The 23,910-nt window shown below is 74.7% G+C and carries 21 protein-coding genes and 1 pseudogene; 14 read left to right on the top strand and 8 right to left on the bottom strand.

From position 1 onward, the window contains the following. Nucleotides 1-14 precede the first annotated feature (14 nt). The 3 genes from ACIQI7_RS01845 to ACIQI7_RS01835 all read left to right on the top strand — a co-directional run bounded on the left by ACIQI7_RS01845 (nt 15) and on the right by ACIQI7_RS01835 (nt 6,683). Entirely contained in the window at nt 15-1,820 is a 1,806-nt protein-coding gene (locus tag ACIQI7_RS01845; protein WP_401103879.1) for an AMP-binding protein, read from the top strand. 67 nt (nt 1,821-1,887) lie between these two features. Then, nucleotides 1,888-3,777, top strand: a complete 1,890-nt coding sequence (locus ACIQI7_RS01840; RefSeq protein ID WP_401103877.1) for a non-ribosomal peptide synthetase — start codon at nt 1,888-1,890, stop codon at nt 3,775-3,777. Continuing rightward, entirely contained in the window at nt 3,774-6,683 is a 2,910-nt protein-coding gene (locus ACIQI7_RS01835; protein WP_401103875.1) for a condensation domain-containing protein, read from the top strand. Before ACIQI7_RS01840 ends, ACIQI7_RS01835 begins: the two co-directional genes overlap by 4 nt. A gap of 770 nt (nt 6,684-7,453) precedes the next feature. Here ACIQI7_RS01835 and ACIQI7_RS01830 read toward each other — a convergent pair. Then, nucleotides 7,454-8,083 (bottom strand): annotated as a pseudogene (locus tag ACIQI7_RS01830) (VWA-like domain-containing protein); the annotation flags it as partial. A 257-nt stretch (nt 8,084-8,340) separates the two neighbouring features. Here ACIQI7_RS01830 and ACIQI7_RS01825 point away from each other — a divergent pair. Further along, on the top strand, nt 8,341-9,012 hold the full coding sequence (locus ACIQI7_RS01825) for a polysaccharide deacetylase family protein (protein WP_401103873.1): 672 nt from the start codon (nt 8,341-8,343) through the stop codon (nt 9,010-9,012). 43 nt (nt 9,013-9,055) lie between these two features. On the opposite strand, the gene ACIQI7_RS01820 is transcribed toward ACIQI7_RS01825, so the two are convergent. Then, entirely contained in the window at nt 9,056-9,550 is a 495-nt protein-coding gene (locus ACIQI7_RS01820; RefSeq protein WP_401103871.1) for a DUF1772 domain-containing protein, read from the bottom strand. A gap of 262 nt (nt 9,551-9,812) precedes the next feature. On the opposite strand from ACIQI7_RS01820, the gene ACIQI7_RS01815 reads away from it, so the two are divergent. Next, on the top strand, nt 9,813-10,391 hold the full coding sequence (locus ACIQI7_RS01815; RefSeq protein ID WP_401103869.1) for a TetR/AcrR family transcriptional regulator: 579 nt from the start codon (nt 9,813-9,815) through the stop codon (nt 10,389-10,391). 60 nt (nt 10,392-10,451) lie between these two features. Beyond that, complete coding sequence (locus ACIQI7_RS01810) at nt 10,452-11,609, top strand: GDSL-type esterase/lipase family protein (protein WP_401103867.1); 1,158 nt, start codon at nt 10,452-10,454, stop codon at nt 11,607-11,609. 144 nt (nt 11,610-11,753) lie between these two features. Here ACIQI7_RS01810 and tpx read toward each other — a convergent pair whose 3' ends face one another. From tpx to ACIQI7_RS01790, 4 genes are all read right to left on the bottom strand, one after another. Continuing rightward, nucleotides 11,754-12,254, bottom strand: a complete 501-nt coding sequence (tpx, locus tag ACIQI7_RS01805; RefSeq protein WP_387757167.1) for a thiol peroxidase — start codon at nt 12,252-12,254, stop codon at nt 11,754-11,756. Nucleotides 12,255-12,443: 189 nt separating this feature from the next. Then, nucleotides 12,444-13,238: an alpha/beta fold hydrolase gene (locus ACIQI7_RS01800; protein ID WP_401103865.1), complete on the bottom strand. Its 795-nt coding sequence runs from the start codon at nt 13,236-13,238 to the stop codon at nt 12,444-12,446. A gap of 218 nt (nt 13,239-13,456) precedes the next feature. Beyond that, entirely contained in the window at nt 13,457-14,077 is a 621-nt protein-coding gene (locus ACIQI7_RS01795) for a GNAT family N-acetyltransferase (protein WP_401103863.1), read from the bottom strand. Between the two features lie 95 nt (nt 14,078-14,172). Beyond that, nucleotides 14,173-15,111 carry an oxidoreductase gene (locus tag ACIQI7_RS01790; protein WP_401103862.1) on the bottom strand — a complete coding sequence of 313 codons (939 nt, stop codon included), beginning with the start codon at nt 15,109-15,111 and terminating at the stop codon, nt 14,173-14,175. An 82-nt stretch (nt 15,112-15,193) separates the two neighbouring features. Here ACIQI7_RS01790 and ACIQI7_RS01785 point away from each other — a divergent pair, with 82 nt between their 5' ends. From ACIQI7_RS01785 to ACIQI7_RS01770, 4 genes are all read left to right on the top strand, one after another. After that, a complete protein-coding gene (locus ACIQI7_RS01785; RefSeq protein WP_401103860.1) occupies nt 15,194-15,862 on the top strand; it encodes a TetR family transcriptional regulator in 669 nt (222 codons plus the stop codon). Between the two features lie 108 nt (nt 15,863-15,970). Then, on the top strand, nt 15,971-16,588 hold the full coding sequence (locus ACIQI7_RS01780; RefSeq protein ID WP_401103858.1) for a hypothetical protein: 618 nt from the start codon (nt 15,971-15,973) through the stop codon (nt 16,586-16,588). Nucleotides 16,589-16,746: 158 nt separating this feature from the next. Continuing rightward, a complete protein-coding gene (locus ACIQI7_RS01775) occupies nt 16,747-17,043 on the top strand; it encodes an ArsR/SmtB family transcription factor (RefSeq protein ID WP_401103856.1) in 297 nt (98 codons plus the stop codon). Beyond that, nucleotides 17,040-17,426 carry a VOC family protein gene (locus ACIQI7_RS01770; protein WP_401103854.1) on the top strand — a complete coding sequence of 129 codons (387 nt, stop codon included), beginning with the start codon at nt 17,040-17,042 and terminating at the stop codon, nt 17,424-17,426. The genes ACIQI7_RS01775 and ACIQI7_RS01770 overlap by 4 nt, the downstream gene beginning before the upstream one ends. Nucleotides 17,427-17,490: 64 nt before the next feature. Here ACIQI7_RS01770 and ACIQI7_RS01765 read toward each other — a convergent pair whose 3' ends face one another. Further along, nucleotides 17,491-18,549 carry a HEAT repeat domain-containing protein gene (locus ACIQI7_RS01765; RefSeq protein ID WP_401103852.1) on the bottom strand — a complete coding sequence of 353 codons (1,059 nt, stop codon included), beginning with the start codon at nt 18,547-18,549 and terminating at the stop codon, nt 17,491-17,493. A 215-nt stretch (nt 18,550-18,764) separates the two neighbouring features. Here ACIQI7_RS01765 and ACIQI7_RS01760 point away from each other — a divergent pair, with 215 nt between their 5' ends. Continuing rightward, a complete protein-coding gene (locus tag ACIQI7_RS01760; RefSeq protein WP_401103850.1) occupies nt 18,765-19,589 on the top strand; it encodes a hypothetical protein in 825 nt (274 codons plus the stop codon). Between the two features lie 430 nt (nt 19,590-20,019). On the opposite strand, the gene ACIQI7_RS01755 is transcribed toward ACIQI7_RS01760, so the two are convergent. After that, entirely contained in the window at nt 20,020-20,796 is a 777-nt protein-coding gene (locus ACIQI7_RS01755; protein ID WP_401103848.1) for a MerR family DNA-binding transcriptional regulator, read from the bottom strand. A 95-nt stretch (nt 20,797-20,891) separates the two neighbouring features. On the opposite strand from ACIQI7_RS01755, the gene ACIQI7_RS01750 reads away from it, so the two are divergent. The 3 genes from ACIQI7_RS01750 (at nt 20,892) to ACIQI7_RS01740 (ending at nt 23,793) form a co-directional block, all read left to right on the top strand. After that, nucleotides 20,892-21,983: a serine hydrolase domain-containing protein gene (locus ACIQI7_RS01750; protein ID WP_401103846.1), complete on the top strand. Its 1,092-nt coding sequence runs from the start codon at nt 20,892-20,894 to the stop codon at nt 21,981-21,983. Between the two features lie 258 nt (nt 21,984-22,241). After that, on the top strand, nt 22,242-23,243 hold the full coding sequence (locus ACIQI7_RS01745) for a helix-turn-helix domain-containing protein (protein WP_401103844.1): 1,002 nt from the start codon (nt 22,242-22,244) through the stop codon (nt 23,241-23,243). Nucleotides 23,244-23,517: 274 nt separating this feature from the next. Continuing rightward, nucleotides 23,518-23,793, top strand: coding sequence for a hypothetical protein (locus ACIQI7_RS01740; protein WP_401103842.1), 276 nt, complete (start codon nt 23,518-23,520; stop codon nt 23,791-23,793). The last annotated feature ends 117 nt before the right edge of the window (nt 23,794-23,910 follow it).

The raw sequence follows: 23,910 nt of genomic DNA, 5'->3' as shown, positions 1-23,910 counted from the left end.
TTCTGGAGATGATGATGGAACACCTTGACACGACGCCCCCGAGCATCGGCTACGGCCGTCCGCACCAGGACGGCGCGGTGCTCGACCTGTTCACCGGCTGGGCGCAGCGCACCCCCGACGCGCCCGCCCTGATCGACGGTGAGCGGGTCCACAGCTACGCCGAACTCGACCGCCTCGCCGACACCGTGGCCGAAGCCCTGCGCGGCAGGGTCGGCCCGGGCGACCTGCTCGGCGTCTGCCTCCCCCACTCGGTCTCGCTGGTCGCCGTCACCCTGGCCGCCGCCAAGCTCGGCGCCGTCCACCTGCCGCTCGGCCCGCGACCCGGCGAGCACCGGCTGCGCGCCGTCGCCGAGCAGCTGCGCCCGGTCTGCCTGGTCGGCGAGCCGGACCTGCTGCCGCCCGGCGGCGAGCGGCTGGCGCTGGACCTGCCCACCGGCGGCGTGGTCGCCGCCCTGACCCCCGGCGAGCAGGTGAGCGTCCCGGCCGGCACCCACTACGCGGTGCTCACCTCCGGCTCCACCGGCACCCCGAAGGCCGTCGCCGTCACCGAGCCCGCGCTCGGCGCGCTGCTGCAGTGGTACCGCGGGCTGACCGGCCTCGGCCCCGGCGAGCGGCACAGCCTGCTGATCGGCGTCTCCTTCGACCCGCACCTGCAGGAGCTGTGGGCCGGCCTCACCTCCGGCGCGGCCCTGGTCGTCGCCCCCGAGGCGGTCCGCTGGGACACCGGCGCGCTCACCGACTGGTGGCGCGAGGCCGGCATCACCGTGTCCATCCTGCCCACCCCGCTGGCCGAGCCCGTCCTCGGCCGGCCCTGGCCCGGCGGACTGCCGCTGCGCCACCTGGTGATCGGCGGCGACCGGCTGCGCCGCGCCCCCGGGCCCGACGTCACCGCGACCGTCCACAACGCCTACGGCCCCGCCGAGGCCACCGTCACCACCACCACGCACACCATGGCCCCCGGCGCCGACCACGGCACCGGCGCCCCGCCGATCGGCCTGCCGATCGACGGCGCCGTCGTCCTGGTCACCGACGAGGACGGCCGGCCGGTGCCGCGCGGCACGGCCGGCGAGCTGCGGATCGGCGGCCGCGGCCTGGCCGCCGGGTACCTTGACGCCGAGCTGACCGCCCGCCGCTTCGTCGACGCGCCCGCCGGCGTGGTCGGCACCGACCGGGTCTACCGCACCGGCGACCGGGTGGTCATGCGGCCCGACGGCGTGCTGGAGTTCCACGGCCGCCTGGACGACCAGGTCAAGGTCAGCGGCGTGCGGATCGAACCCGCCGAGGTCGAGGCCGCCTTCGAACGCCACCCGCGGGTGCACCGGGCGGTGGTCGCCGCCGAGCAGGCGCCGACCGGCGGCGCCCGGCTGCTCGCCTTCGTCCACGCCGAGGACGGCACCGACCCCGCGGCGCTGCTCGACACCGTCCGCCCCTGGCTGCCCGAGCAGGCCGTGCCCTCCGCCCTCCGGCTGGTGGAGCGCTTCCCGCTGGACGCCAACGGCAAGGTGGACCGCCGGGCCCTGCTGGCCGAGGCGTCGGCGGCGGCACCGGCCGAGGCGGCCCTCGACGACGAGGTCGCAACCCCGGTCGAGCGCACCGTGCTGAAGCTCTGCCGCGAGCTGATCGGCCGCGCCGACCTCGGGCCGGAGGACAACTTCCTGGCCGCGGGCGGCAACTCGCTCGCCGCGGCAAGACTGCTGGAGGCCCTGGAGAACGAGTACGGCGTACGGCTGCGCGCCCCCCTGGTGCTGCGCCAGCCCGACCTGCGGGCCGTCGCCCGGCTGGTCGAGGAGCGGGCGGCGGCGCCGGCCGCGACCGCCTGACCCCGCCCGAACCTCCTCAGCAGGGGCGCCCCGGCCCATCCGGCCGGGGCGCCCGGAAGGGAACCACATGACCGCCACCGCGACCCCGCCCACCGGGCAGACGCCTCCCGCGCCGCCCGCCGACGACCGGACCGGCGATGCCCGGACCGCCGAAGCGCTGCCCGTCGAGGCCGTGCCCGCCGACGCCGGGCCGGTCGAGGCGCTGCCGGCCCTGATCGCCCGGCAGGCCGAGCGCCGGCCCGACGCGCTCGCCGTGACCGACGGCTCCACCGTCCTGACCTACCGCGAACTCGTCGACGCCGCAGGCCGGTTGGCCGCCGTCCTGGCCGCCCGGGGGATCGGCCCCGGCAGCGCCGTCGCCCTGCTGTGCGCCCGCTCCACCCGGCTCGTCGTCGCCCAGCTCGCCGCCTGGCGGGCCGGCGCCCTGGTCGTCCCGATCGACCCGGCCTACCCGCGCCCGCGGATCGCCGAGATGACCGCCGACGCGGACGTCCGGCTCGTCCTCGGCGACAAGGGACTGCTCGCCGAGGCCGGGCTCCCCGAGGAGCGCACCCTCGTGCTGACCGAGCGCGGCACCGAGGCCGCCGACGGCACGGCGCCCGACGCCGCCGACCCGGCCGCGCCCGCCTTGCTCTACTACACCTCCGGCTCGACCGGCCGCCCCAAGGGCGTCCTCGTCCCGCACGCCGCCGTCACCGACCTGGTCAACGCCGAGGGGGCGTTCGTCCTCGGCCCGCGCGACCGGGTGCTCTTCCACTCCACCGTCTCCTTCGACGCCGCCACCTTCGAGCTGTGGGCGCCGCTCGCCCGCGGCGCCGCCGTGGCCGTCTCCCCGAGCGAGCGGCCCACCGCCGAGGACCTGGTCCGCGACGTCGAGCGCTTCGGCGTCACCACCCTCTTCCTCACCACCGCGCTCTTCCACCACCTGGCCGCGCGCCGCTCCAGGGTCTTCGGCGTGCTGCGCACCCTGGCCGTCGGCGGCGAGGCGATCTCCGCCGAACACGCGGGCACCGTGCTGCGGGCCTTCCCCTGGCTCGAACTGTTCAACGTGTACGGGCCGACCGAGGCCACCACCTTCACCACCCTGCACCGGGTCACCCCGGCCGACTGCGCGGGCTCCGTCCCGATCGGCCGGGCCTTCGGCGGCGCCCGCGGGTACGTCCTGGACGAGCGGCTCGCGCCGGTGGCGCCCGGAGCCGTCGGCGAACTGTGGATCGCCGGCGACCGGTTGGCCCTCGGCTACCTCGACCGGCCGGAGCTGACCGCCGAGCGCTTCCGCGAACTGCCGGGCATCGGACGCGCCTACCGCAGCGGCGACCGGGTCCGCCAACGGCCCGACGGCGCCCTGGAGTACCACGGGCGCACCGACGACCAGGTCAAGGTCCGCGGCTTCCGGATCGAACCCGGCGAGGTCGAGCACGCGCTGCTCCAGCTGCCCGAGGTCGCCGAGGCGGCGGTCGTGGTCCGCCGGGCCGGGCAGGACGACGCCGCGCTCACCGCCTGCGTGGTGTTCGCCGAGGGCTCCCGCCCGGCCGTCGAGACGCTGCGCGCCCGGCTGGCCGAACAGCTGCCCGCCCACCTGGTGCCCACCGCCTGGACCGTCCTCGCCGCGCTGCCGCTGACCGGCAGCGGAAAGGTGGACCGGCGGGCCCTGGCCGCCGACGGGCCGGCCGGGGCGCAGCCGTCCGCCGGCGCCGAGCTCGGCCCGATCCAGCAGGTCGTCGCCGAGGCGTGGAGCCGGGCACTGGAACGCCCGATCACCGACCCGGCCGCCGACTTCCTCGCCGAGGGCGGGCACTCGCTGCTCGCCATGTGGGTGGTGGACGACCTGCGCGAGGACCTCGGGGTCGAGCTGTCGCTCGCCGACTTCCTCGACCACCCGACCGTCGCCGCCCAGGCCGAGCTGCTGGAACGCGCCCTGCTGGCCGCCGACGACACCCCCGGAGCCGACCGATGAGCACCGTCGACCAGAGCGACCTGCTGCGGCGTGCCCGCAGCCGTCGCGCCGCCGCCCCGCCCGCCCGGTCCGTCGCGCCGGCCCAGTCCGCCCCGTTCGTCGCGGACGGTGACCAGGACCCGCTGTCGCACGGTGACCAGGCGCCGCTGTCGCACGCTCAGCAGCGGATGTGGCTGATGGACCACCTCGGCCAGGGCGGCGCCCTCTACAACGTGCCGGTCGCCACCCGGCTGCGCGGCCCGCTCGACCGCGCCGCCCTCGCCACCGCGATCACCGGCCTGACCGAGCGGCACGCCGTCCTGCGCACCCGCTACCCGCGCCGCGGCGACCAGCCGTACCAGCAGATCGACCCGGTCACCCCGGTGCCGCTGCCGGTGCTGGACGCCACGGGCCCGGAGCAGCTCGCCGCCGAGGCCGCCCGCGCGTTCGACCTCGCCACCGGCCCGGTGCTGCGCGCCGTGCTGCTGCGGCACGGGCCCGAGGACCACACGCTCCTGCTGACGATCCATCACATCGCGGTGGACGGCGGCGCGTTGCGGTTCCTCGCGGCCGACCTCGCCGAGCTGTACCGCGCCGCGCGCGACGGCGTGCCGGACCGGCTGCCGTCGCCGGCCCCCTCGTACGCCGACTACGCCCGCCAGGAGCGCGCCCGGGACGCCGAACTGACGGCCGCCGCCGACACCCTGGCGGCCCGGCTGTCCGGAGCCCGACCGCTGCCGCTGCTGCGGCCCGTCCCGCCCGGCGCCCGTGAGCGCCGCGCCGCGCTGCACACCGCCCCGCTGGAGCCGGCGGTCGTGGAAGGGCTGCGCGGGCTCGGCGCGCGGCACGGCGCGACCCTGTTCACCGTCGTGCTGGCCGCCGCGTTCGCCGCGCTGCACCTCGCCTCCGGGCAGGACGACGTCCTCCTCGGCTGCGCCAGCGGCCACCGGGGGCGGCCCGAGTTCCGCCGGACCGTCGGCCTCGCGGTGAACACCCTTGCCGTACGGGCGAATCCGTCCGGTGACGTGACGTTCGCCGAACTGCTCGGTCTGGTCCGGACCGCCCTGCTCGACGCCCAGCAGCACCACGAGGTGCCGTTCGACCTGGTGGTCGAGCGGCTCGGCACGGCCGCACGCGGCGCCGACGGCACTCCGCTGCTCTCGGTCAGCTGCGACCTGCTCCAGATCGTCGACCCGCTGGTACTGCCGGGCCTCGACACCGAGAACGTGGACATCGACCTGGGGCTCGCCAAGTTCGGCCTCACCCTGCTGCTGGAGGACGGCCCGCGGCCGCGCTGCCTGCTGCAGCACGACCGGGACGTGCTGGACCAGGACACCGCCGCCCGGCTGCTGGACGCCTTCGCCGCGCTGCTCACCGCCGTGGCCGCGGACCCGGAACAGCGGCTGTCCGAACTGCCCGGCGAGCGGCTGGTGCCCGCCGAACACCCGGTCGTGGCGGCCCTGTCGGCGCACCCGTCGGTGGTCGAGGCGGTCGTGGCCGAGAACCCCGACGGCCCGCCGCTCGCCTACGCGGTGGTGCGCGGACCGGTCGCCCCGAGCGGCACCGACCTGCGGGCCGCCCTGCGCGGGCGACTCCCGGCCGCCGAACTGCCGCTCGCGGTCACCCTGGTGGACCGGCTGCCCCGCCACGCCGACGGCACCGTCGACCGGGACCGGCTGCCCGGGGCGGACCGGCTTCCCGGCACGGGCCCGCTTCCCGGCACGGGCCCGCTCTCCGTTGCCGCCCCGCTGTCCGGCGGCGCCGCGGCGACGGAGGGCCCGCTGGCCGTCGTGCGGCAGGCGTTCGGCGAACTGCTCGGCGCGACGCCGCCCGCCGACGGCGACTTCTTCGCCCTCGGCGGCCACTCGCTGGTCGCCGTCCAGCTCGCCGAACGCCTGCGCACCAGCACCGGGTTGCCGCTCACCGGTCTCGACATCCTGGAACAGCGCACCCCGCGCGCCCTCGCCGCCCTGCTCGCCACCCGCGGGGACGAGCGCCGCGCCGCCCTCGCCCAGTCCGGCGCCCGCCCGCGGCCCGCCGGCGCCCGCGTGGGCACCGTGTTGCTGACCGGCGCCACCGGCGGCGTCGGCGCGGCGGTGCTCCAGGAGCTGATGGCCCAGGGCCGGCCGGTCCGGGTGCTGGTGCGGCCGGAGTCCGCGCACCTGCCCGCGCTGAACGGCGCCGAGGTGGCGGCGGGCGACCTCGGCGACCTCGACAGCCTGCGCCGGGCCGTCGAGGGCGTCGACGCGGTGATCCACTCCGCCTGCACCTTCACCGACCACGCCACCGACCTCGCCGCGATGCGCGCGCTGGTCGACGGCTGGCGGGGCGGCCCGTTCGTCTTCGTCAGCAGCATCGACGCGTACGGCCGCCCGGAGGGCACCGAGGTCCCCGAGGGCGGCCCCGGCGGCGGGTCCGTCACCCCGTACGGGCAGGCCAAGCTGGACTGCGAGCGGATCCTCTTCGAGGCCGCCGCCACCGGTCGCGGCCCGGCCACCGCCGTACGCGCCCCGATCGTCTGGGGCCCGCACCACCGCCTGCGCGACCAGCTCCGCTGGGGCTCCACCAGCGCTCTCTACCAGGCCGCCCTGGCCGGCCGGCCGATCGGCCTGCCGGATTCGGCGCAGTGGTACGGCGCCTCCTGGGTGCACGCCGCCGCGCTGGCCCGCGCCCTCACCGCCTGCCTCACCCCCGACCACCCCGCCGCCGGCCGGGTCGTCAACGCGGTGAGCGGACACGTCTCCTGGGCCGACTTCACCGCGGAGCTGGTCCGCCTGCTCGGATCCGAGAGCCCGGTCGGACCCGCCGCCGACGCCGACGAGGAACTCCGCCGCCCCTGGCACTACCGGGCGGACACCCTGGCCGGGCCGCTCGCCCCGGAACCGGGCGAGGACTGGCGCAGCGTCCTGGCGGCCATGGTCCGCTGACCCGGGCCGCGGGGGGGGGGGGGGGGGCCGCCGCCCACCCCCCCCCCCCCCCCCCCGGCCCCCCCCCCCCCCCCCCCCCGGGGGGGGGGGGGGCGCCGGGGGGGGGGGCCCGGGGGCCCCCCCCCCGGCCGGGGGGGCCCCCCCCCCGCCCGCCGCCCCCCCCCCCCCGCGCCACCGGAGCCGCCGCAGCCGCGAGGCCGCGATGTCGCGGACGCGTCGGGTGCGGCCGCTCGCGGAGAGCAGGCTCAGGACCTGCCGGGCCGGCGACTCCTCGGCGAGGCGCGCCTGGAGCCGGTTGTCCGTCGTGAGCAGCTGCTCCTCCGTCCACGGTTCGTCCAGCGTGATCGCCCGCAGCAGCGCCCAGTCCCGAAGGCACCGGACGGCGAAGGGGTCGGCCGCCGTGACGCCCGCCATCTCCCGGTGCCAGGCCGGGAAGCCCGGCTCGGTCAGCAGTTCCGCCGCCCGCCGGTCCAGGTACTCGCAGACCGCGCGGCTCGCCATCGAGGTCTCGGGGCCGGTCAGCACCCGGGCCGCGAGGCCGGCCGCGTCCTCCGGCGCGACCTCCGCGAAGGCCCCCGGTACCGCGCGAACCGGTCGTGCCCGTCCGGCTCGAAGCCTTCCGCGCCGACCGCTTCCGTCCCGATCACCGAGGCCTCCCCTTCCGGCCTGCCCTGGCCCGGAGATCCGTGGCCGCCGGGTACCCGATCCACGCACGCCCGCCGCCGGGAGCCGCTCCTCCCGCTGAGGCGCCTGCCCCCCGAGCCGGGTGCTCAGCCGATGGTCACCACCCGGGCCCACCGGGGTGGGGCGTCGGGCTCGTACCCCTCCTCGTCCTCCCACTCCTCCCGGGCCTGCGCGTCCTCGCGGTACCGGCTCGGCTTCGGGAAGAGGCCGACCACCGTGCGGCACGGCGGGGCGGCGGCGGGCCACGGGGTCTGGCCGTCGGTCAGGACCACCACCACGTCCGGGCGGGGGTGCCCGCGCAGGGCGGTGCGGAAGCCGGTGCGCAGCTCGGTGCCGCCACCACCGATCAGCGGGATGCTCGCGGCCCGGCAGAGCCGGTGGACGGTCTCGGCGGCCGCGTCGCAGGGAACGACGGTGACCTGGTCGCGACGGCCGCCGACGGCCCGGCCGATCGCCGCGACCTCCAGCAGCGCGCTGCCCAGTTCCTCGTCCGAGACCGAGCCGGAGGTGTCGATGACCACGGAGACCCACGGCGGGCGGCGCCGCAGGCTCGGCAGCAGCACCCCCGGCACCCCGGCCGAGCGCCGGGCGGGGCGGCCGTAGCTGTAGTCCTCGCCCGCGCCGGGGCCCGAGACCGCCGAGCGCACCGCCGAGCCCAGCAGCTGCCGCCACGGCTGCGGCGGGTGGAACGCCTCCTCGGCCCAGCGCTCCCAGCCCGTCGCCCGCCACACCGTTCCGGCTGCACGGCCGGGCGCTCAGGGGGATGCGGGGAGCGGGACTTCGCGGACCACGCCCGCGGCGGGCCGGGTCGAACGATCCTCTCCTGGTCCCCGCTCCCGGTGCCCGACTGGCCGGTTCCGTTCGCTCGCGACCGACGGCGGGTCGCGGTGGACGGGCCGTCAGGAGCAGACTGGCCGGTGCACGGGAGTTCCGACCGCAGGGGGCAGGCATGTCCGTACGACCCGTCAGGCGCATGGCAGTTGGCAGGCTCCGGACCGCGATCGGCGCACTCGTCGTCGCCCTGGCCGCGGGCGCGGCGGTCGCCCTCCCGGCGGCCGGGGCGGAGGCGGCCGGCGCCAGGGGCGGCAAGGTGGTCTACCTGACCTTCGACGACGGCCCCAGCCCCGCCCACACGCCCAAGGTCCTGGCGACGCTCGCCCGGTACGGCGTGCGGGCGACCTTCTTCGAGATCGGGCAGAACGTCGCCGCCCACCCCTGGCTGACCGCGCAGGTCGCCAAGCAGGGCCACAGCGTGCAGAACCACTCCTGGTCCCACCCGGACCTGCGCAAGCTCTCCGCCTCCGCGCTCAACGCGCAGGTGGCCGACACCGACAAGGCCATCCGGGCCCAGACCGGCCGTACCCCGACCTGCCTGCGCCCGCCGTACGGCGCGGTCAACAGCACGGTGCGCTCGAAGGCCGCGGCGCTCGGCAAGCAGGTCGTGCTCTGGTCGGTGGACCCGGCGGACTGGTCCCGACCCGGCACCGCCGCGATCCGGTCGCGGGTGCTCGACAAGGTCCGCCCCGGCTCGGTGGTCCTGCTGCACGACGGGGGCGGCGACCGCAGCCAGACGGTGGCCGCCCTGCCGACGATCATCTCCACGCTCAAGGCGCGCGGGTACGGCTTCGCCACCCTCTGCGGCTGAGCCCGGTCGGCCTCGCTCCGCCGATCGGGCCGAACCGGCCCGGTCAGCTGCGCCCGTTGAGGACGAGCGCCCAGGCGAGGCAGGCCAGCGCGCCCGTCGACAGCAGGGCGCGCAGCACGTTGAAGCGCACCCAGCGCGCCTCGAACCGGGCGCGCACCGCGGCCGGGTCGGCGATCCGCCGGGCCTCACCGGCGGCTTCGAGCCCGTCGTTCAGCGGGATGTTGACCGCGCGGGTGATGCCGATCACCGCGACGTACAGCACCAGCGCGGCGATGGTCGCGGGCAGGACGTCGTGCCCGTCGGAGGGCAGGTGCAGGGCGACCGCGGCCGCGGTGGCGAGCAGGGCGCCGACGAAGCCGAGGACGAACCAGCCGTTCAGGATCGCCACGTTGACGCGCTGCATGACCTCGACGAAGGTCCGGTCCTCGACCCGCGCGAGCGCCGGCATGACCGAGCACGCGTAGCCGTAGAACAGTCCCGCGGTCAGTCCGCAGGTGACCGTGGCCGCCACCAGGACGAGTGTGCGCGCGGTTTCCATCGTGAGCCCCTCTGGCTTCTCGCTGCGGGTACCCCCGTACCGCGCTTCGCCGCGTCCCGGTCCGTACCCCGTGGGCCGATCATCCGGCATTCGGGGCGCACGGGGCCACCTCGATTCGCTCAAGCTCGCCTTGGGTGACGGAACGTGGCCACTGCGGGAAGGGGCCGCCCGGGAAGCGTGAGCTGTTCGCCATTTGCCTAATCCATATAGGAAATCCCATACTGTCCGTAGACAGCCGACGCGACCGTACGGGAGAACGCACATGGCAAGGGCAGGGCTGACCGTCGAACGCCTGGTCGTCGCGGGTGCCGAACTCGCCGACGAGGTCGGCTTCGACCAGGTGACCGTCGCCGCGCTCGCCCGCCGCTTCGGCGTGCAGACGGCGAGCCTCTACTCCCACCTCAAGGGCTCCCAGGACCTCAGGACCCGGATCGCCCTCCACGCCCTGGAGGAACTCGCCGACCTCGTCGCCGACGCCCTCGCCGGCCGGGCCGGCCGCGACGCGCTCGCGGCCTTCGCGGACGCCTACCGCGACTACGCCGCCCGCCACCCCGGCCGCTACGACGCCACCCGCCTGCGCCTGGACGCCGAGACGGCCGCCGCCAGCGCGGGTGTCCGGCACGCCCAGATGACCAGGGCGATCCTGCGCGGCTACGACCTGACCGAACCCGAACAGACCCACGCGGTGCGCCTGCTCGGCAGCGTCTTCCACGGCTACATCAGCCTGGAGGCGGCCGGCGGGTTCAGCCACACCGCCGTGGACCCGCGGCAGTCCTGGGACTGGATCATCGACTCCCTCGACGCCCTGCTGCGCGCGGGCGGAGCCCGTCCGGCCGGCTGACCCGGCCCCCGCGCGCCCCGCATGACTCGTCCATTCCGTACGACGACCCGAAGAAGCATCATGACGACGATCACCACCCCCGTCACCGAGGACCTCCTCCACGGCCACCTCGACGTCGAGCACACCCGCCGCGGCCTGCTGCCGCACCGCCTGCCCGCCGGCGCCCGCCGACGGATCCCGGACGAGCAGCTCGCGATGGCCGAGTCCCAGCCCTCCGGCGTCCGGCTGGCCTTCCGCACCCGCGCCACCACCGTCACGCTGCACGCCGTCCCCACCAAGCGCGCCTACCCGGGCGTCCCGAACGTCCCGGACGGCGTCTACGACCTCCTGGTGGACGGCCGCCTCACCGCGCAGTGCGGCGTCCCCGGCGGCAACCTGCGCACCGTCGACCTCGCCACCGGACGCGTCGAACTGACCGAAGGGCCGCCCGGCAGCGCCCGGTTCACCGGACTGCCGGAGCGGGACAAGACCGTCGAGATCTGGCTCCCGCACACCGAGACCACCGAACTGATCGCCCTCGACACCGACGCCCCGATCGAGCCGCTCCCGGCCGGCACCCGCAAGCGCTGGCTGCACCACGGCAGTTCGATCAGCCACGGCTCCAACGCCGCCCACCCCACCGGCACCTGGCCCGCCCTGGCGGCCAACGCGGCGGGCCTGGACCTCACCAACCTCGGCTTCGGCGGCGGCGCCCTGCTCGACCCCTTCACCGCGCGCACCATCCGCGACACCCCCGCGGACCTGATCAGCCTCAAGCTCGGCATCAACGTGGTGAACAGCGACCTGATGCGGCTGCGCGCCTTCACCCCGGCCGTCCACGGCTTCCTGGACACCGTCCGGGACGGCCACCCGACCACGCCGCTGCTGGTCGTCTCCCCGCTGCTGTGCCCGCTGCACGAAACGGTGCCGGGCCCGCTCGCCCCCGACTTCAGCACCGGCACCCTGCGCTTCCGCGCCACCGGCGATCCGGCCGAGGTCGCCGCCGGACGGCTCACCCTCACCGTCATCCGCGCCGAACTCGCCCGCATCGTCGCCGACCGCCGGGCCGACGGCGACGAGCACCTGCACCACCTGGACGGCCTGGCCCTCTACGGCGAGTCCGACCACGACGCCCACCCGCTCCCCGACGGCCTCCACCCCTCTCCGGAGGCCCACCGGCTCATCGCGGAGCGCTTCACCGGACTCGCCCTCAGCCCCGGTGGCGCGCTGGCCCCGTGAGCCGGGGCGGGAGAGCCGGCGCGGTGGGGGCGGGTGCCGGTGCGCGGGCCCCGGGGGGCGGGATGCGGAACGGCCCGCCCCCTCTTGTCGCCTTGCCGCCTTCTGTCAGGTGGGCGGGGCGTGGGGGCGGGCCGCGGAAGGCGGTCAGTTGAGGACGGCGAGCGCGGCTTCGTAGTCGGGCTCGTCGGCGATCTCCGCGACGAGCTCGGTGTGCAGGACGGTGTCGTTCTCGTCCAGGACGACGACCGCGCGGGCGGTCAGTCCGGCCAGCGGGCCGTCGGCGATCGCCACGCCGTAGACGTCGTGGAAGTCCCGGCCGCGCAGCGTGGAGAGGGTCTTGACGTTCTCCAGGCCCTCGGAGCCGCAGAACCGGGCCTGGGCGAACGGCAGGTCGGCCGACACGCACAGCACGACGGTGTTGTCCAGCGAGCCGGCCTTGGCGTTGAACGTGCGCACCGAGGTCGCGCAGGTCGGGGTGTCGATGCTCGGGAAGATGTTCAGGACCTTGCGTCGGCCCGCGAAGTCGTTCAGCGACACGTCCGCGAGTCCCTCGCCGACGAGCGTGAACGCCGGCGCCTGGGTCCCGGCGGCGGGCAGTGCGCCACCGATCTGAACCGGGTTCCCCTTCAGCGTGACCTGAGCCATGAAAAGCCTCCTACCAGCGGTGTGTACGAGATGCAACGCCGCTGATCCTACTGCCCGCCGCGTCCCCCGCGTGGGGGAACCAGCGACCGGCCCCCGACCAGGCACGGGGGCCGGCGCTTGCTTGCCGGGTCCTGGATCCCGGCGGGGTCGGTAGTGTGGTCGCGGTGGTCGTCGGGAAGGACTGCCGTCTCAGCGGGGGGCCGGTCCGGTGTGTGTCAGGGCTTCCGCGATGATCTCCGCGATGCGCCGTGGTTCCTCGTTGGGGAGGAAGAAGCTGGTTCCGGGGATCGTGACGAGGGTCGCCCGTGGACAGGCGTTCAGGGTGCGCCGCTCGTCGGGGGTGAGGTCTCCGTCGCCCTTTTCGGCGTGCACGATCCAGACCGGCACGCCGGCCGCGCACAGGCGTTCGGCCGGTTGCTCGTGTGTCTCCAGGTGGTCGAGGTAGCCGCGGAGGATCCGGCGCGCCACGCGCGGGTCGTTGTTCCGCAGGTCGGCGAGGATCTCGGTGCGGCGCTCGGGCGGTACCCGCAGTCCTTTGGTGGCCAGACCCATGAGCTTGAGCAGGGCGGCGGCGGGCAGGGGGCCGAAGACGTCGCCCAGTCGGCACACGGCACGGAAGAACGCGGGTTCGTCCGCGGGCGACATGCTGATGCCCAGCAGCACGGTCGGGCCGGTGAACGCGCCGGTCACGACCATCTCGAGGGCCGCGGTGGCGCCCATGCTGAATCCCACGGCCACGTCGCAGCGCTGCTGGGCGGCCAGGCGGGCGGTGTGTCGGGCCAGGGTGGTGATGGTGAAGTCCTCCGGCTGTTCGGTTCGGCAGTGCCCCGGCAGGGTCGCCGCGACGAGCCGGGTGCCGGCCAGCGCAGGCTCCGCCATCAGCTCGGCGTACGACCGGGCGGGGTTCAGGCCTCCGGGCAGCAGCAGGACGCTCCGGTGCGCGTCGGCCGGCCCCGAGACGAGCAGGTCCCATGCGATGTCCATCGGAGCCCTCCACGCGGTCGCGTGCTACGCCGGTGTGGCGCCCGGCCGGCGGTGCGCCACCCCGACGAATGGTTTCTTCATCGTGACGCGCGCGCCCGTGCCGGGCGACCCGGCCGCCCCGGCTCGCCCACCTGCCCGCCCCACCCTCGGCTGCGGCGCACTGCCCTCCCCGGGCGGCTGCGCCCTGTCGGTGGGGCGGGCCCGTCCGGCCCGCCCGGCTAGGCCGGGGTGGGGGTGAGGTGCCAGGTGGTCTCGTAGTGGGCCAGGCGGCCGTCGTCGGAGATCTGGCGCATTCCGCAGGCGGTCATGACGCGTCGGGAGGCGGTGTTGTGCAGGTCGGTGTCGCCGCGGACGCGGAGGGCGCCGGTGTTCCGGGCGTGGGCGAGCAGGGCGTGCAGGGTCTCGCGGGCGTAGCCGTGGCCGCGGGCGGCGGGGACGAGGCCGTAGCCGACGGTGACGGTGCCCTCGTCGTCGGCGGGGCCGTGGAAGCCGGCGCCCCCGATGGCGACTCCGTCGTCGCGGCGGCGGATCTCGTAGGCGCCGTACGGGCCCTGGCCGCCGTCCTGCGCGGACACGTCCAGGAAGCGGCGGGCGCCGGCGATGTCCGCGGGCGTCGGGTAGCCCTGCGCCCACGGCCCGCCCGGGGCCGAACCGCCCGGGGCCGCACCGCCCGGGCCCGGGTCGTTCGGGCCGGCGGCCATGATGCGTCGGGCCAGGGCCGTGGTGAGCGGGTGCAGGACCAGCCGTGCCGTCACGATCGGGTCCGGGCCGGTCGGTGCGTGGGTACCGGTGTCGTCGTCCATGCCGGTGTCGTAGCAGAGTCTCCCGTCGCCGCGCACCCGGATTTCCTGCCGGCTCCGGCCCACCCGGCTCCGTCTGCGGGGCGGTGGTGCTGATGCCGGCTCACTGCCCCGCACCGGGGGAGGGGCGGAGGTCAGGTGCCCGTCGGGTCCGGGATGGTGAAGGCTGTTCCGGTCAGTTCCTGGGACACGTCCCACAGGCGCCGTCCGATCTCCTCGTCCAGCGCGCGCCGGGCCGGGGAGGTGCGTGCCGGTGTGCCGCGCAGTTCGCCGGGGCCGCTGGGGCCGTACAACTCCCCGCCCCGGACCTCGGGTGCGGTCGCCGCGTGCAGTTGTGCCAGCGCTCCGCGTGCGGGTGACTGGGCGAGGGGGCGCAGCAGGTGACCGAACAGCAGCCGTACGGGGCCGACGGCGCCGGTGTGCGGCAGCCGGGTGGCGGCGTAGCCGGGGTGGGCGAGCACGCTGCGAACGGGGCTCCGGGCGGTGTGCAGGCGGCGGTGCAGTTCGAGGGCGAAGACGGCGTTGGCCAGTTTGGACTGGTTGTAGCGGCCCATGGGGGAGTAGGCGCGTTCGCCGGTGAGGTCGTCGAAGTCGATGGTGGCGCGGCGGTGGTTGGCGGAGGTGACGGTGACGACGCGGGGGTCGCGGCCGCGGGCGAGGAGGTCGAGGAGGTGGGCGGTGAGGGCGAAGTGGCCGAGGTGGTTGACGGCGAACTGCAGTTCGTGGCCGTGCGGGGTGAGGGTGCGCGGGGGTGCCATGACGCCGGCGTTGTTGATCAGGACGTCGGGGGCGGGGCCGTCCTGGCGCAGGCCGGTGGCGAAGGCGTGTACGGAGTCCGGGTCGCCGAGGTCGAGGTGGCGCACGTCCAGCCGGGCCGTGGGGTGGGCGCTGGTCAGGAGGTCCGCGGCTCGGCGGCCCTTGGCCTCGTCGCGTACGGCGAGGACGACGTGGGCGCCGCGGCGGGCGAGGCAGTCGGTGGTGGCCAGGCCGAGGCCGCTGCTGGCGCCGGTGACGACGAACACCCGTCCGCTGAGGTCCGGGGCGGGGTCGGAGGTCCGGTTGCTTCGGGTCATACGGCTCACCGTGCCTTGCCTGTCACCAAGTGTCAAGGCTGACGTTTGATGTCGTGAATGGCGTGGGGGCTAGGATGGGACGGTGACCTCCCGACCCGCGACCACGCTGGCCCAGCGCAAGCGCCAGCTCGTGGCCGACGAACTGACCCAGGCGGCCCTGGACCTGCTGGCGGACGGCGGGTTCGACGCCGTGACGGTCGACGAGATCGCCACCGCCGCGGGCGTGTCCAAGCGGACGTTCTTCCGCTACTTCGCGTCCAAGGAGGACGTGGTCGTCCAGTTCCTGGCCGCGCTCGGTGCCGCCATGCGTGAGGAACTCGCCCGCCGTCCGGCCGACGAGGCGCCCTCGGTGGCGCTGCGGCACGCGGTGTGGCGCTGCGTGGAGGACTGCGCCGGCCACGAGGAGCGCGCCCGCAAGGTGGTGCGGCTGATCCTCTCCACCCCCGCCCTGCTCGCCCGCTTCCTGGAGCGCCAGGCGCAGTGGCGCGACGAGCTCGCCGCGGAACTCGCCGCGCGCCTGGGTCTGGACGCCGGGCGCGAGCTGTACCCGCGGCTGGCCGCGGACATGGCGCTGGCGGCCTTCCATGCGGTGCTGCAGCGGTGGAGTGCCGCCGGGGCCGACGGCACGGACGGTGGTGCGGGAGGCGGTGCGGACGGTGGCGCGGTGGAGGTCGCGGTGCTGACCCGGGACTGCTTCGCCGTCATCGCCCCGGCCCTGGACGCCGTCGTGCGCACCCCCGCCGCGAGCTGACCGGGCCGGGCTCGGGCCGGCCCGCGCAAGCGAGTCGGCGAAGGAGGTGGCGGCAGGCCACGGTGGGCGCCCGGCCGCGCGCTCCCGTGCGGGTCGTACAGTGGCCGCGTGTCGGCGCACCAGTGGTTCGTGAGTGACGATCCGGAGACCGAGTCCGAACTGGACGAGGCCGAACGGGCCTTCGTGACGGTGCTGCGCGGGCGCGCCCGGGGGTGGCGGGTGGCGCCGGCCGCGAGCTGGGTGGGGCGGCCCGAGGACGACTCCTCGCTGGTGGCGTGCGCGGGGGTCGGGGACGGGGAGCTCGGGTGGCCGCTGCGCGTGGGTGTGCACCTGAGAGGCTCCACGGTGCGCGGGGACCGGCTCGTCCACCAGAACTTCTACTGGCCCGTGCAGCCGCCGAGCGCCCTGGCGCTGGACGCCGGCGGCACGCCCGAAGTGCTGGCGGCGCTGGCGGCCGACTGGTTCGAGCGCGTCCTGCGGATGCCCGTGGTGCGCCACGAGTGGTGGCACGAGGGCCGGTGCTACGCGTACCGGTGCCTGTTCGTCGGTGACGGCGACGGCTGGTGCGACGGCTACCGCGAGTCGTTCGCCCCGCCGGGGTGGCGCGATCGGCAGCGGGACGGCGGTGCGCGGGACGTCGGTACGCGGGACGCCGGGAACGGGATCCACTCGGCGGCCCTCGGGCGACCCGACCGCGTCGTCACCCTGCGAAGCGCGCCGCACTGACGCCCCGCCCCCCGGGGGGCTGTTCAGCCGAGGGCGGCCGACCGGGACGGTGGTGTCCGCCGCTGCCGCGGATGCCCTGGGGAGGGCCTCGGGGCGGCGTGCGCACGCCCTTCCGTCCCCGCTTGATAGGCAAGTCTCGACTTGCCTATGGTGGGGTGGTGACCGACGATGGAGTGTGGAAGGCGCTGGCGGACCCCACCCGCCGCCTGATCCTCGACGAACTGGCCCAGCGTGGCGGCCAGTCGCTGTTCGAGATCTGCGTGCGGCTGACCACCCGGCACGCGCTGGGCCTGTCGCGGCAGGCCGTCAGCCAGCACCTGGCGGTGCTGGAGGCGGCCGGCCTGGTACGGGTGCGCCGCGAGGGCCGCTACAAGTTCCACGACCTGAACAACGAACCGCTTGAGCGCATCGCGACCCGCTGGCTCAGGCCCGAACCACCCAAGGACGCCCCGTGAGGATCAACCTGGCCAGTGTCTTCGTCGACGACCAGGACAAGGCCCTGCGCTTCTACACCGACGTGCTGGGATTCGTGAAGAAGACCGAGGTCCCGCTCGGCGGGCACAGCTGGCTCACCGTCGTCTCACCCGAACAGCCCGACGGCACCGAACTGGTCCTGGAGCCCGACCAGCACCCCGCCGCCAAGGCGTATGTCGCCGCCCTCGCCGCCGACGGCATCCCCGCCACCTCCTTCGCCGTGGACGACGTGCACGGCGAGTACGCGCGCCTGCGCGCCCTGGGCGTGCGCTTCACCCAGGAGCCCCTCGCCCTCGGGCCGGTCACCACCGCGGTCCTGGACGACACCTGCGGCAACCTCATCCAGATCGCCCAGTACCACTGACCCCCGTGGCCCCGTGGTGCCGCGGCCCGCGCTGTGCGCCGTGCCGTGCGCCGTACCGGGCGTGTCAGAGCGCGGCGGCGGGGCGGGCCAGGTCGGCCGCCACGAGGTCGGCCGCCCGCGTGGGGTCGCCGTCGGCGCGGGCGAGCAGGGCGGTCGCGTCGTAGACGGCGTCGGGGGCCTGTCGGCGGGCCACTGTCATCTTCATCGCGTGCACCGATTCGTAGCGGGGTGAGCTGAGTGCCGCGTCGGTGTCCGGGTGCAGGCGTTCCAGTTCCAGGACGACCTTCCAGGCGTCGTCCTGGATCCGGGCACGCCGCGCCGGGTCGCAGGCGGCCAGGGCCCGGTCGGTCTCGGGCGGGTCGAACTCGCAGGCGGCCAGGGCCGGCAGGAGTTCGGGGACGCCCAGGATCGCCGCCGCGTCCAGGGTCAGGCCGTGGGACCAGCTGTCGGTGCCCAGCAGGTGCGCGATCAGCGGCACAGCTCGGGGGTCGTGCCGTCTGGCCAGGCCTCGCGCGCCCTCCTCACGGACCTCGCCGTACTCGTCGGTGGTGCACCTCCACAGTGCCTCCCGGATGGCGGTGGTGTCCTGGTCCAGTTGGGACCCCAGCGTGAAGGCCGCCCAGTTGCGGACGTCGGGGTCCCGGTCGCGGGTGAGGCGGATCAGTGCTCGGACGTCGGGCCCGTCGGGCAGCGCGCTGTGGGCGGAGGCGAACTGCGAGGCGACCTGGCGCCGCAGATCGGCGTCCTCGTGGTGGGAGAGGGCGACCAGTACGGTGACGGCGCGCGCATCGTGCGTGCGGCCCAGGGCGCAGACCAGGGAGGACAGCACATGGGGCACCGTCTCGGCCTCGGCCAGTGCCAGCAGGGCGGTCGCCGCCCCGGCGCGCAGGTGTTCGTGCTCGTCGGCCGCGGTTCCCAGCAGGTCGCAGCCCACCATCCGTTCCAGGTCGTCGGATGATCGCAGCAGCCGCGTCCCGCGGCGCGACGCCACCTGCCCGCCGTCCCCCTCGACCGCCTGCCGGACCAGCGCCCAGTAGACGTGCCAGTCGTCGTCGGCCTGCGAGGCCTGAGCCGCTCGCGCCGCGGCCGTCACCCGCTCCGTCAGTCCCGCCGTGTCGTCCATGGTCGCATCCTGCCCGAACAGCCCGGCGCGGGGCACCGGATTTCCGGGGGGCCGGGTCCCCACGCCGCCCCGCGGCGGTGCAGCAGCAGGAAACAGGTTCGGGCCCGGATTCCGTGATGGCGACCGCCGGCCCGTCACGATCTGCGGGCGGCTGACCGCGAGGGTCTCCCGGGCCCCCGGGTTTCCTACGAGTACGCGGGCGCTACCTTGCCACCATGTGCATCTCGACCAGTGAGGCCGCGTTCTCCGGCACGATCGTGTACTGCGGCCGTCAGCACCACCCGCTGCACGGCCTCCTTCATGTCCTCGGCTACCAGAACACTGCCGTCAACCTCGCTGATGGTCCGAACGCCATGCTGCTGCACGTGCCGACCCGTCAGCTCACCCCTGGGCACTTCCTCTCCGTCGGACGCAGCAGTGATGTCCTCGAACGCATGGTTGCCGCCGTTCGACCCATCGCGGAGGCGGTCGACGGGATCGCGTGGATGGGCCGGGAGCCGGAGACCGTCCAGATCTTCGAGCACGACGTCTACACCGTTCTCCTGGTCACTGACCCCACCGCGATCCCCGCCGCACTGCAGCGGGTGCCGGCACACCGGCGGCCTGACCTCGACCCGGACCTCCTGGGTTTCTACGCCTCCCACTTCCCCGACCACACCATCGTCCTCTGCTGTTTCGACAACGCCGACGCACAGCGTGCCAAGCCCCTGCTGTTCTGGTACCCGCCGCTCGACCCCGACCGTTTGACCGTGCCCGCGCTGGACTGCCACACCGGAGCAGCCCCGGACCTCGACGCCGCCGTCCCCGTGGACCACTGGGTCCTGTTCTCCACCGACCAGGCCCCTTCCGGGTGGGGCGAATCCGTTGACTACCCCGAGGACATGCGCCACAGACTGCGCTCCTTCTTGCCGACCGCTGTCATGGGCCGGTACTACGGCGGGGAAGATGTCCTGATCAACGGAGACTTCACCATCCGCCACAGCGACCTTCTCGCCGGTGGCCTCGACCGCATCGAGCGTTCCCAGCCGACTCGCCGCTGACCCGGGTGCCGGAGCCCGTCCTCACCCCCGCAGGCTCGGTCACGCGCACGGGGGTCGGCGGTCGGCGACGATCAGAGGAGCGCGCGGCGGGCTGTGAGGTGGTCTGCCGGTGGGGATTCCCAGGAGATGGAGAGAGAGACCATGACGGTCGTCCTGACGGATAGTCAGGTAGCGCACAGCGCGGTATCCGGCCTGCTGGCGGGCGGTGAGCCCCAGGCCCCGGGGGAGAACCCCGGCGGGGAGGGTTTGGCGGGGCTGATCGTCGCGGCCCTGGAGTGGGCGGGTTGGACCGCCGGCATGGGAGTGCTGGGAGTGCTGGCCGTCCTTGCCGGGGGCGCGTGGATGTCGGGCAGAGCACCGAAGGCCTCCGATGAGGAGAGGCGCCGGGTGCGCCGGGCCCTGACCGGGCGATCAAGTTCGCAGCAGTCCGTCACTGACGCGGGATATCAATGCCCGCCGCACGCAGGTGCCCCTCGACCAGCCCGTTCAGCCGGGCGATGGACGGTGCCTCGTCCTCCCGGTGGTGGTTGACCACGCCGTACCGGGAGGCCGCGTCGGGCCCCTGCGGTCGCTCGGCCGGCAGCGTCAGCAGCGCGCGGACGCCCAGCAGGTTGGCGGCCACCGCTGAGGCCAGCTCCTCGATTCGCGGGTCGTCGGGATCCCAGGACCTCGCCTCCCATCCGCGCTTGGTCAACTCGACGAACTCGGGGTCGTCGAGCTGGTGTTCGAGGTTGGCCAGGAAGGCCTCGAAGACCTCGGGAGTCAGCGCCCGCGACAGCACCAGGGCCTCCCGCTGGGTGGTGACGTAGTCGGGGCTGAAGCCGAGCTCGGCGAGTCGCTCCAGGACCGCGCAGGCCCGGTCGGGCAGCAGGGCGCGGTCACCGTGGGCGAGCCGGTGCAGGGTGTCGCGGCGGGCGGTCAGCTCCTCGATCTGTGCGGTGAGCCGGCGGCGGACGTCGTCCAGGGCGGTGGCGAACCGTTCGGGCTCGGCGTCGAGCAGCTCGCCGATCTCGGCCAGCGGCACGCCCGCCCCGGCCAGGGCCCGGACCTGGACAAGGCGCAGCAGGTCGGCCGAACCGTAGCGCCGGTAGCCGGAACGGTCCCGTTCCGGTTCGGCGACCAGGCCGAGCCGGTGGTAGTGCCGCACCGTCTTGACGGTGATGTCGACGAAAGCCGCCGCCTGACCGATCGTGAGCCCGTCTGCCATGGGGCGAGCCTAGCGCTCATCTGTCGCCTTGACCTTGACCTTGGGTCAGGGTGCACGCTCAACTCACACCCGCCGACGCGAGATGAGGAATCACCATGAGTGGGCAGAACACCGCCGCGCAGGACCGCCCCGAGCTGCGGAAGGCCATGCAGGAGATCGTCGACGCCGGTTTCTCCGGCGTGCAGCTGCGCGTCGACGACGAACTCGGCGAGTGGGTCGGCAGCGCCGGGGTGAGCGAGCTGGGCCGGACCGCGAAGCCGCCGACCGACGGGCACTTCCGGATCGGCAGCGCCACCAAGACCTTCGTCGCGACCGTCGTCCTGCAGCTGGTGGCCGAGGGCCGGCTCGGCCTCGAGGACGTGGTGGCCGACCACTTGCCCGAGTTCCGGCTCGACCGGCGGATCACGGTACGGATGCTCCTTCAGCACACCAGCGGGCTGTTCAACTTCACCGGCGAGTTCGCCGAGGACGGGTCGGTCGAACCCGGTGTGGTCGCCGGATGGGGCAAGGAGTGGGTGGACCTGCAGCACGCGACCTACCGGCCGGAGGAGTTGGTGCGGGGGGCGTTGGCGAAGCCGGCGCGGTTCGAGCCGGGGACGGCCTGGAGCTACTCCAACACCAACTACGTCCTGGCCAGGCTGCTGATCGAGCAGGTCACCGGCCGCTCGCTGCCCGAGGAGACGCACCGGCTGATCCTGGGCCCGCTCGGGCTGACGGGCACCCTGCTGCCGGAGACCCGCGAGGACATCCCCGAGCCGCACGCCCACGGCTACTTCGGCTACGACGACGCCGGACAGTGGAAGGTGGTCGACACCACCCGCTTCAACCCCTCCTGGGTGTCCGCCGCCGGCGACATGATCTCGACCAGCCGGGACCTCCACACGTTCTTCTCCGCGCTGAACAGTGGCAGGCTCATCTCGACCGAGCTTCTGGCCGAGATGCGTGTCGCGGACCCCACGATGGGTTACGGCCTGGGGGTGTTCGTGGAGGAGCTGGCCGGCGGCGGCACCGTCCTCCACCACAACGGAGGGTTCTGGGGCTGGGGCGCACTGATGTACAGCACGCCCGACGGCACCAGGACCCTGACCGGCTCGCTGACTTCAGGGGACGTCGAAATGGACCTGCCCACCATGGCCGAGACGTTCGAGAGGGTGAAGCAGACACTGGTCAAGGCGGTGTTCGCCTAGCCAGTACTCCAGCAGACTTCGGTGTTCTGCCTGTTCAGAGGGCTGCGCGGGGAGTGTGGCGGGACGGCGTCGGTCGGGGGCGGTCCTCGGACCGCCCCTCGATGATCAGGGCGGGTTCCTCTTCTGATGGTCCCTGGCCTTGGGCTCCGTTGCCGTCTGAGGACGTACCGCGGCACATGTGACCGAAGTGCTGCTCGACGGTATGCACCTGTCCATGCCACGTTCGAAGCGCAGGCGGAACGGGCTAGGGAGGCTGGGATGCTGCTGACGGAGTTCAGCACGGAGGTCGTGGCGGCGCCGGACCGGTTCGCGCTCTGGGAGGCCACGACAGCGCGGTCGCACATGTCCAACAGGCTGCGCAGCGACCACCAGGAGGACTTCCGTGCCAGGATGCGCGCCGTGGACCTGGGTGAGTTGCAGGTGTCCGCGCTGGTGTTCCCGCACCTGGAGATAGCTCGGACGCCGAAGCTGATCCGGCAGTCCGATCCGGAGGTCTACCTGCTCAACTACTTCCTCCATGCGGAAGGGGCTCTCTCCGAGGCCGGGGGCGAGGCGGCGATCCGGCCCGGTGATCTCATGGTGATGGACAGCAGTCGTCCCTACAGCGGTGTTGTCCGCACCGTGCCGGGCGACTGGTCGCACCTGACGGTGCAGTTCCCCCGCAGACTGCTGCCCCTGCCGGAGAAGACGGTGCGGAGTCTGCTCTCGGTCCCGATCAGCGGGCACCGCGGCATGGGCGGGGTGTTCAGCCGCTGGCTGACGGACATCAACGCCCGCGCGGGCGAATTCACCCCGGCCGACCTCCCCACCCTGGCCTCGGTCACCCTGGACCTCCTGGCGTCCGTCCTCGCCCGCTGCCTGGAAGCTGACGAGGCGCTGAGCCCCGAGGCCCGCCGGAGCGCCCTGCGGGCCCGGATCAACGCGTTCGTCGAGCAGCACCTCTCCGATCCGGCCATGACCCCCCGGGCGATCGCGGACGCCCACCACATCTCCTTGCGCCATCTCCAGCAGTTGCTCGCCGAGGACGGCACGCCACCGGCAGCCTGGATACGCCACCGCCGCCTGGAACGCTGCCGCCTCGACCTCGCCAACCCCCGCCTGAATGCCCGCCCCATCCAGGCCATCGCCGAACGGTGGGGCTTCACCAACCCGACGCACTTCAGCCGCCTGTTCCGGGCCACCTACGGGATACCGCCGCGGGACTACCGGAACCTGCCGCCCGAGGCGTGCGCGAATCGGCAATGGCCCTGCGCGGAATGACATGGCCAGGTGCCATCGCCCTCGACATCCTGAATGCGGAACACCGAAACAGCCCTCAGCCACGACGTCCTCGCCCAAGCGGCCAGGCCGTCGGCGCGGGACACGGAACGCGCCTGCTGCCCAGCAGCAACGGGCCGAGGGACCGAACGGATCCCGCTCGCTCAGCCAGGCTTCCCGGACGCCGAGCGCGTCCACCCGGGCGCTGCGGATCACCCCTGGCCGGACAGCGGTCGGGAAGACCACCGACATCGACCATTCCGCACGGAGGAGAAGAATGCGTACTCGACCCGCTCTCATCGGAGCCACCGTCGCCGCCGCCCTGCTCATCGGCGGCACCGCCGCCACCGCCGCGCAAGCGGTCCCCGCGTCTGCCCGGACCAGCACGGCGTCGCCGGTCGTGGCGGGGACCCTCTCGTACACCGACGTCGGCACCTACCGGACCCAGTCGGCGTGCTTGGCGGACGGGCGTGCCTCCGTCTACTCCGACTGGTACTGCAAGCCGAGCACCACCACCACCAACTGGCACCTCATGGTGAACCTGAACTCGTAGGCGCCGGCGGCCCGGGCGTCCGGCCGGGGCCGGGCAGTCCGGCCCCGGCCACCTGGCGGGCCTCGTCGGACATCGCCGCTGCCGCTGGAACCGGTGCGGTCGGCGCCCGGACGATCT

The organism is Kitasatospora sp. NPDC092039 (assembly GCF_044756065.1).
Lineage (GTDB): Bacteria > Actinomycetota > Actinomycetes > Streptomycetales > Streptomycetaceae > Kitasatospora.
This window is presented reverse-complemented; position numbering and strand designations above follow the sequence as displayed.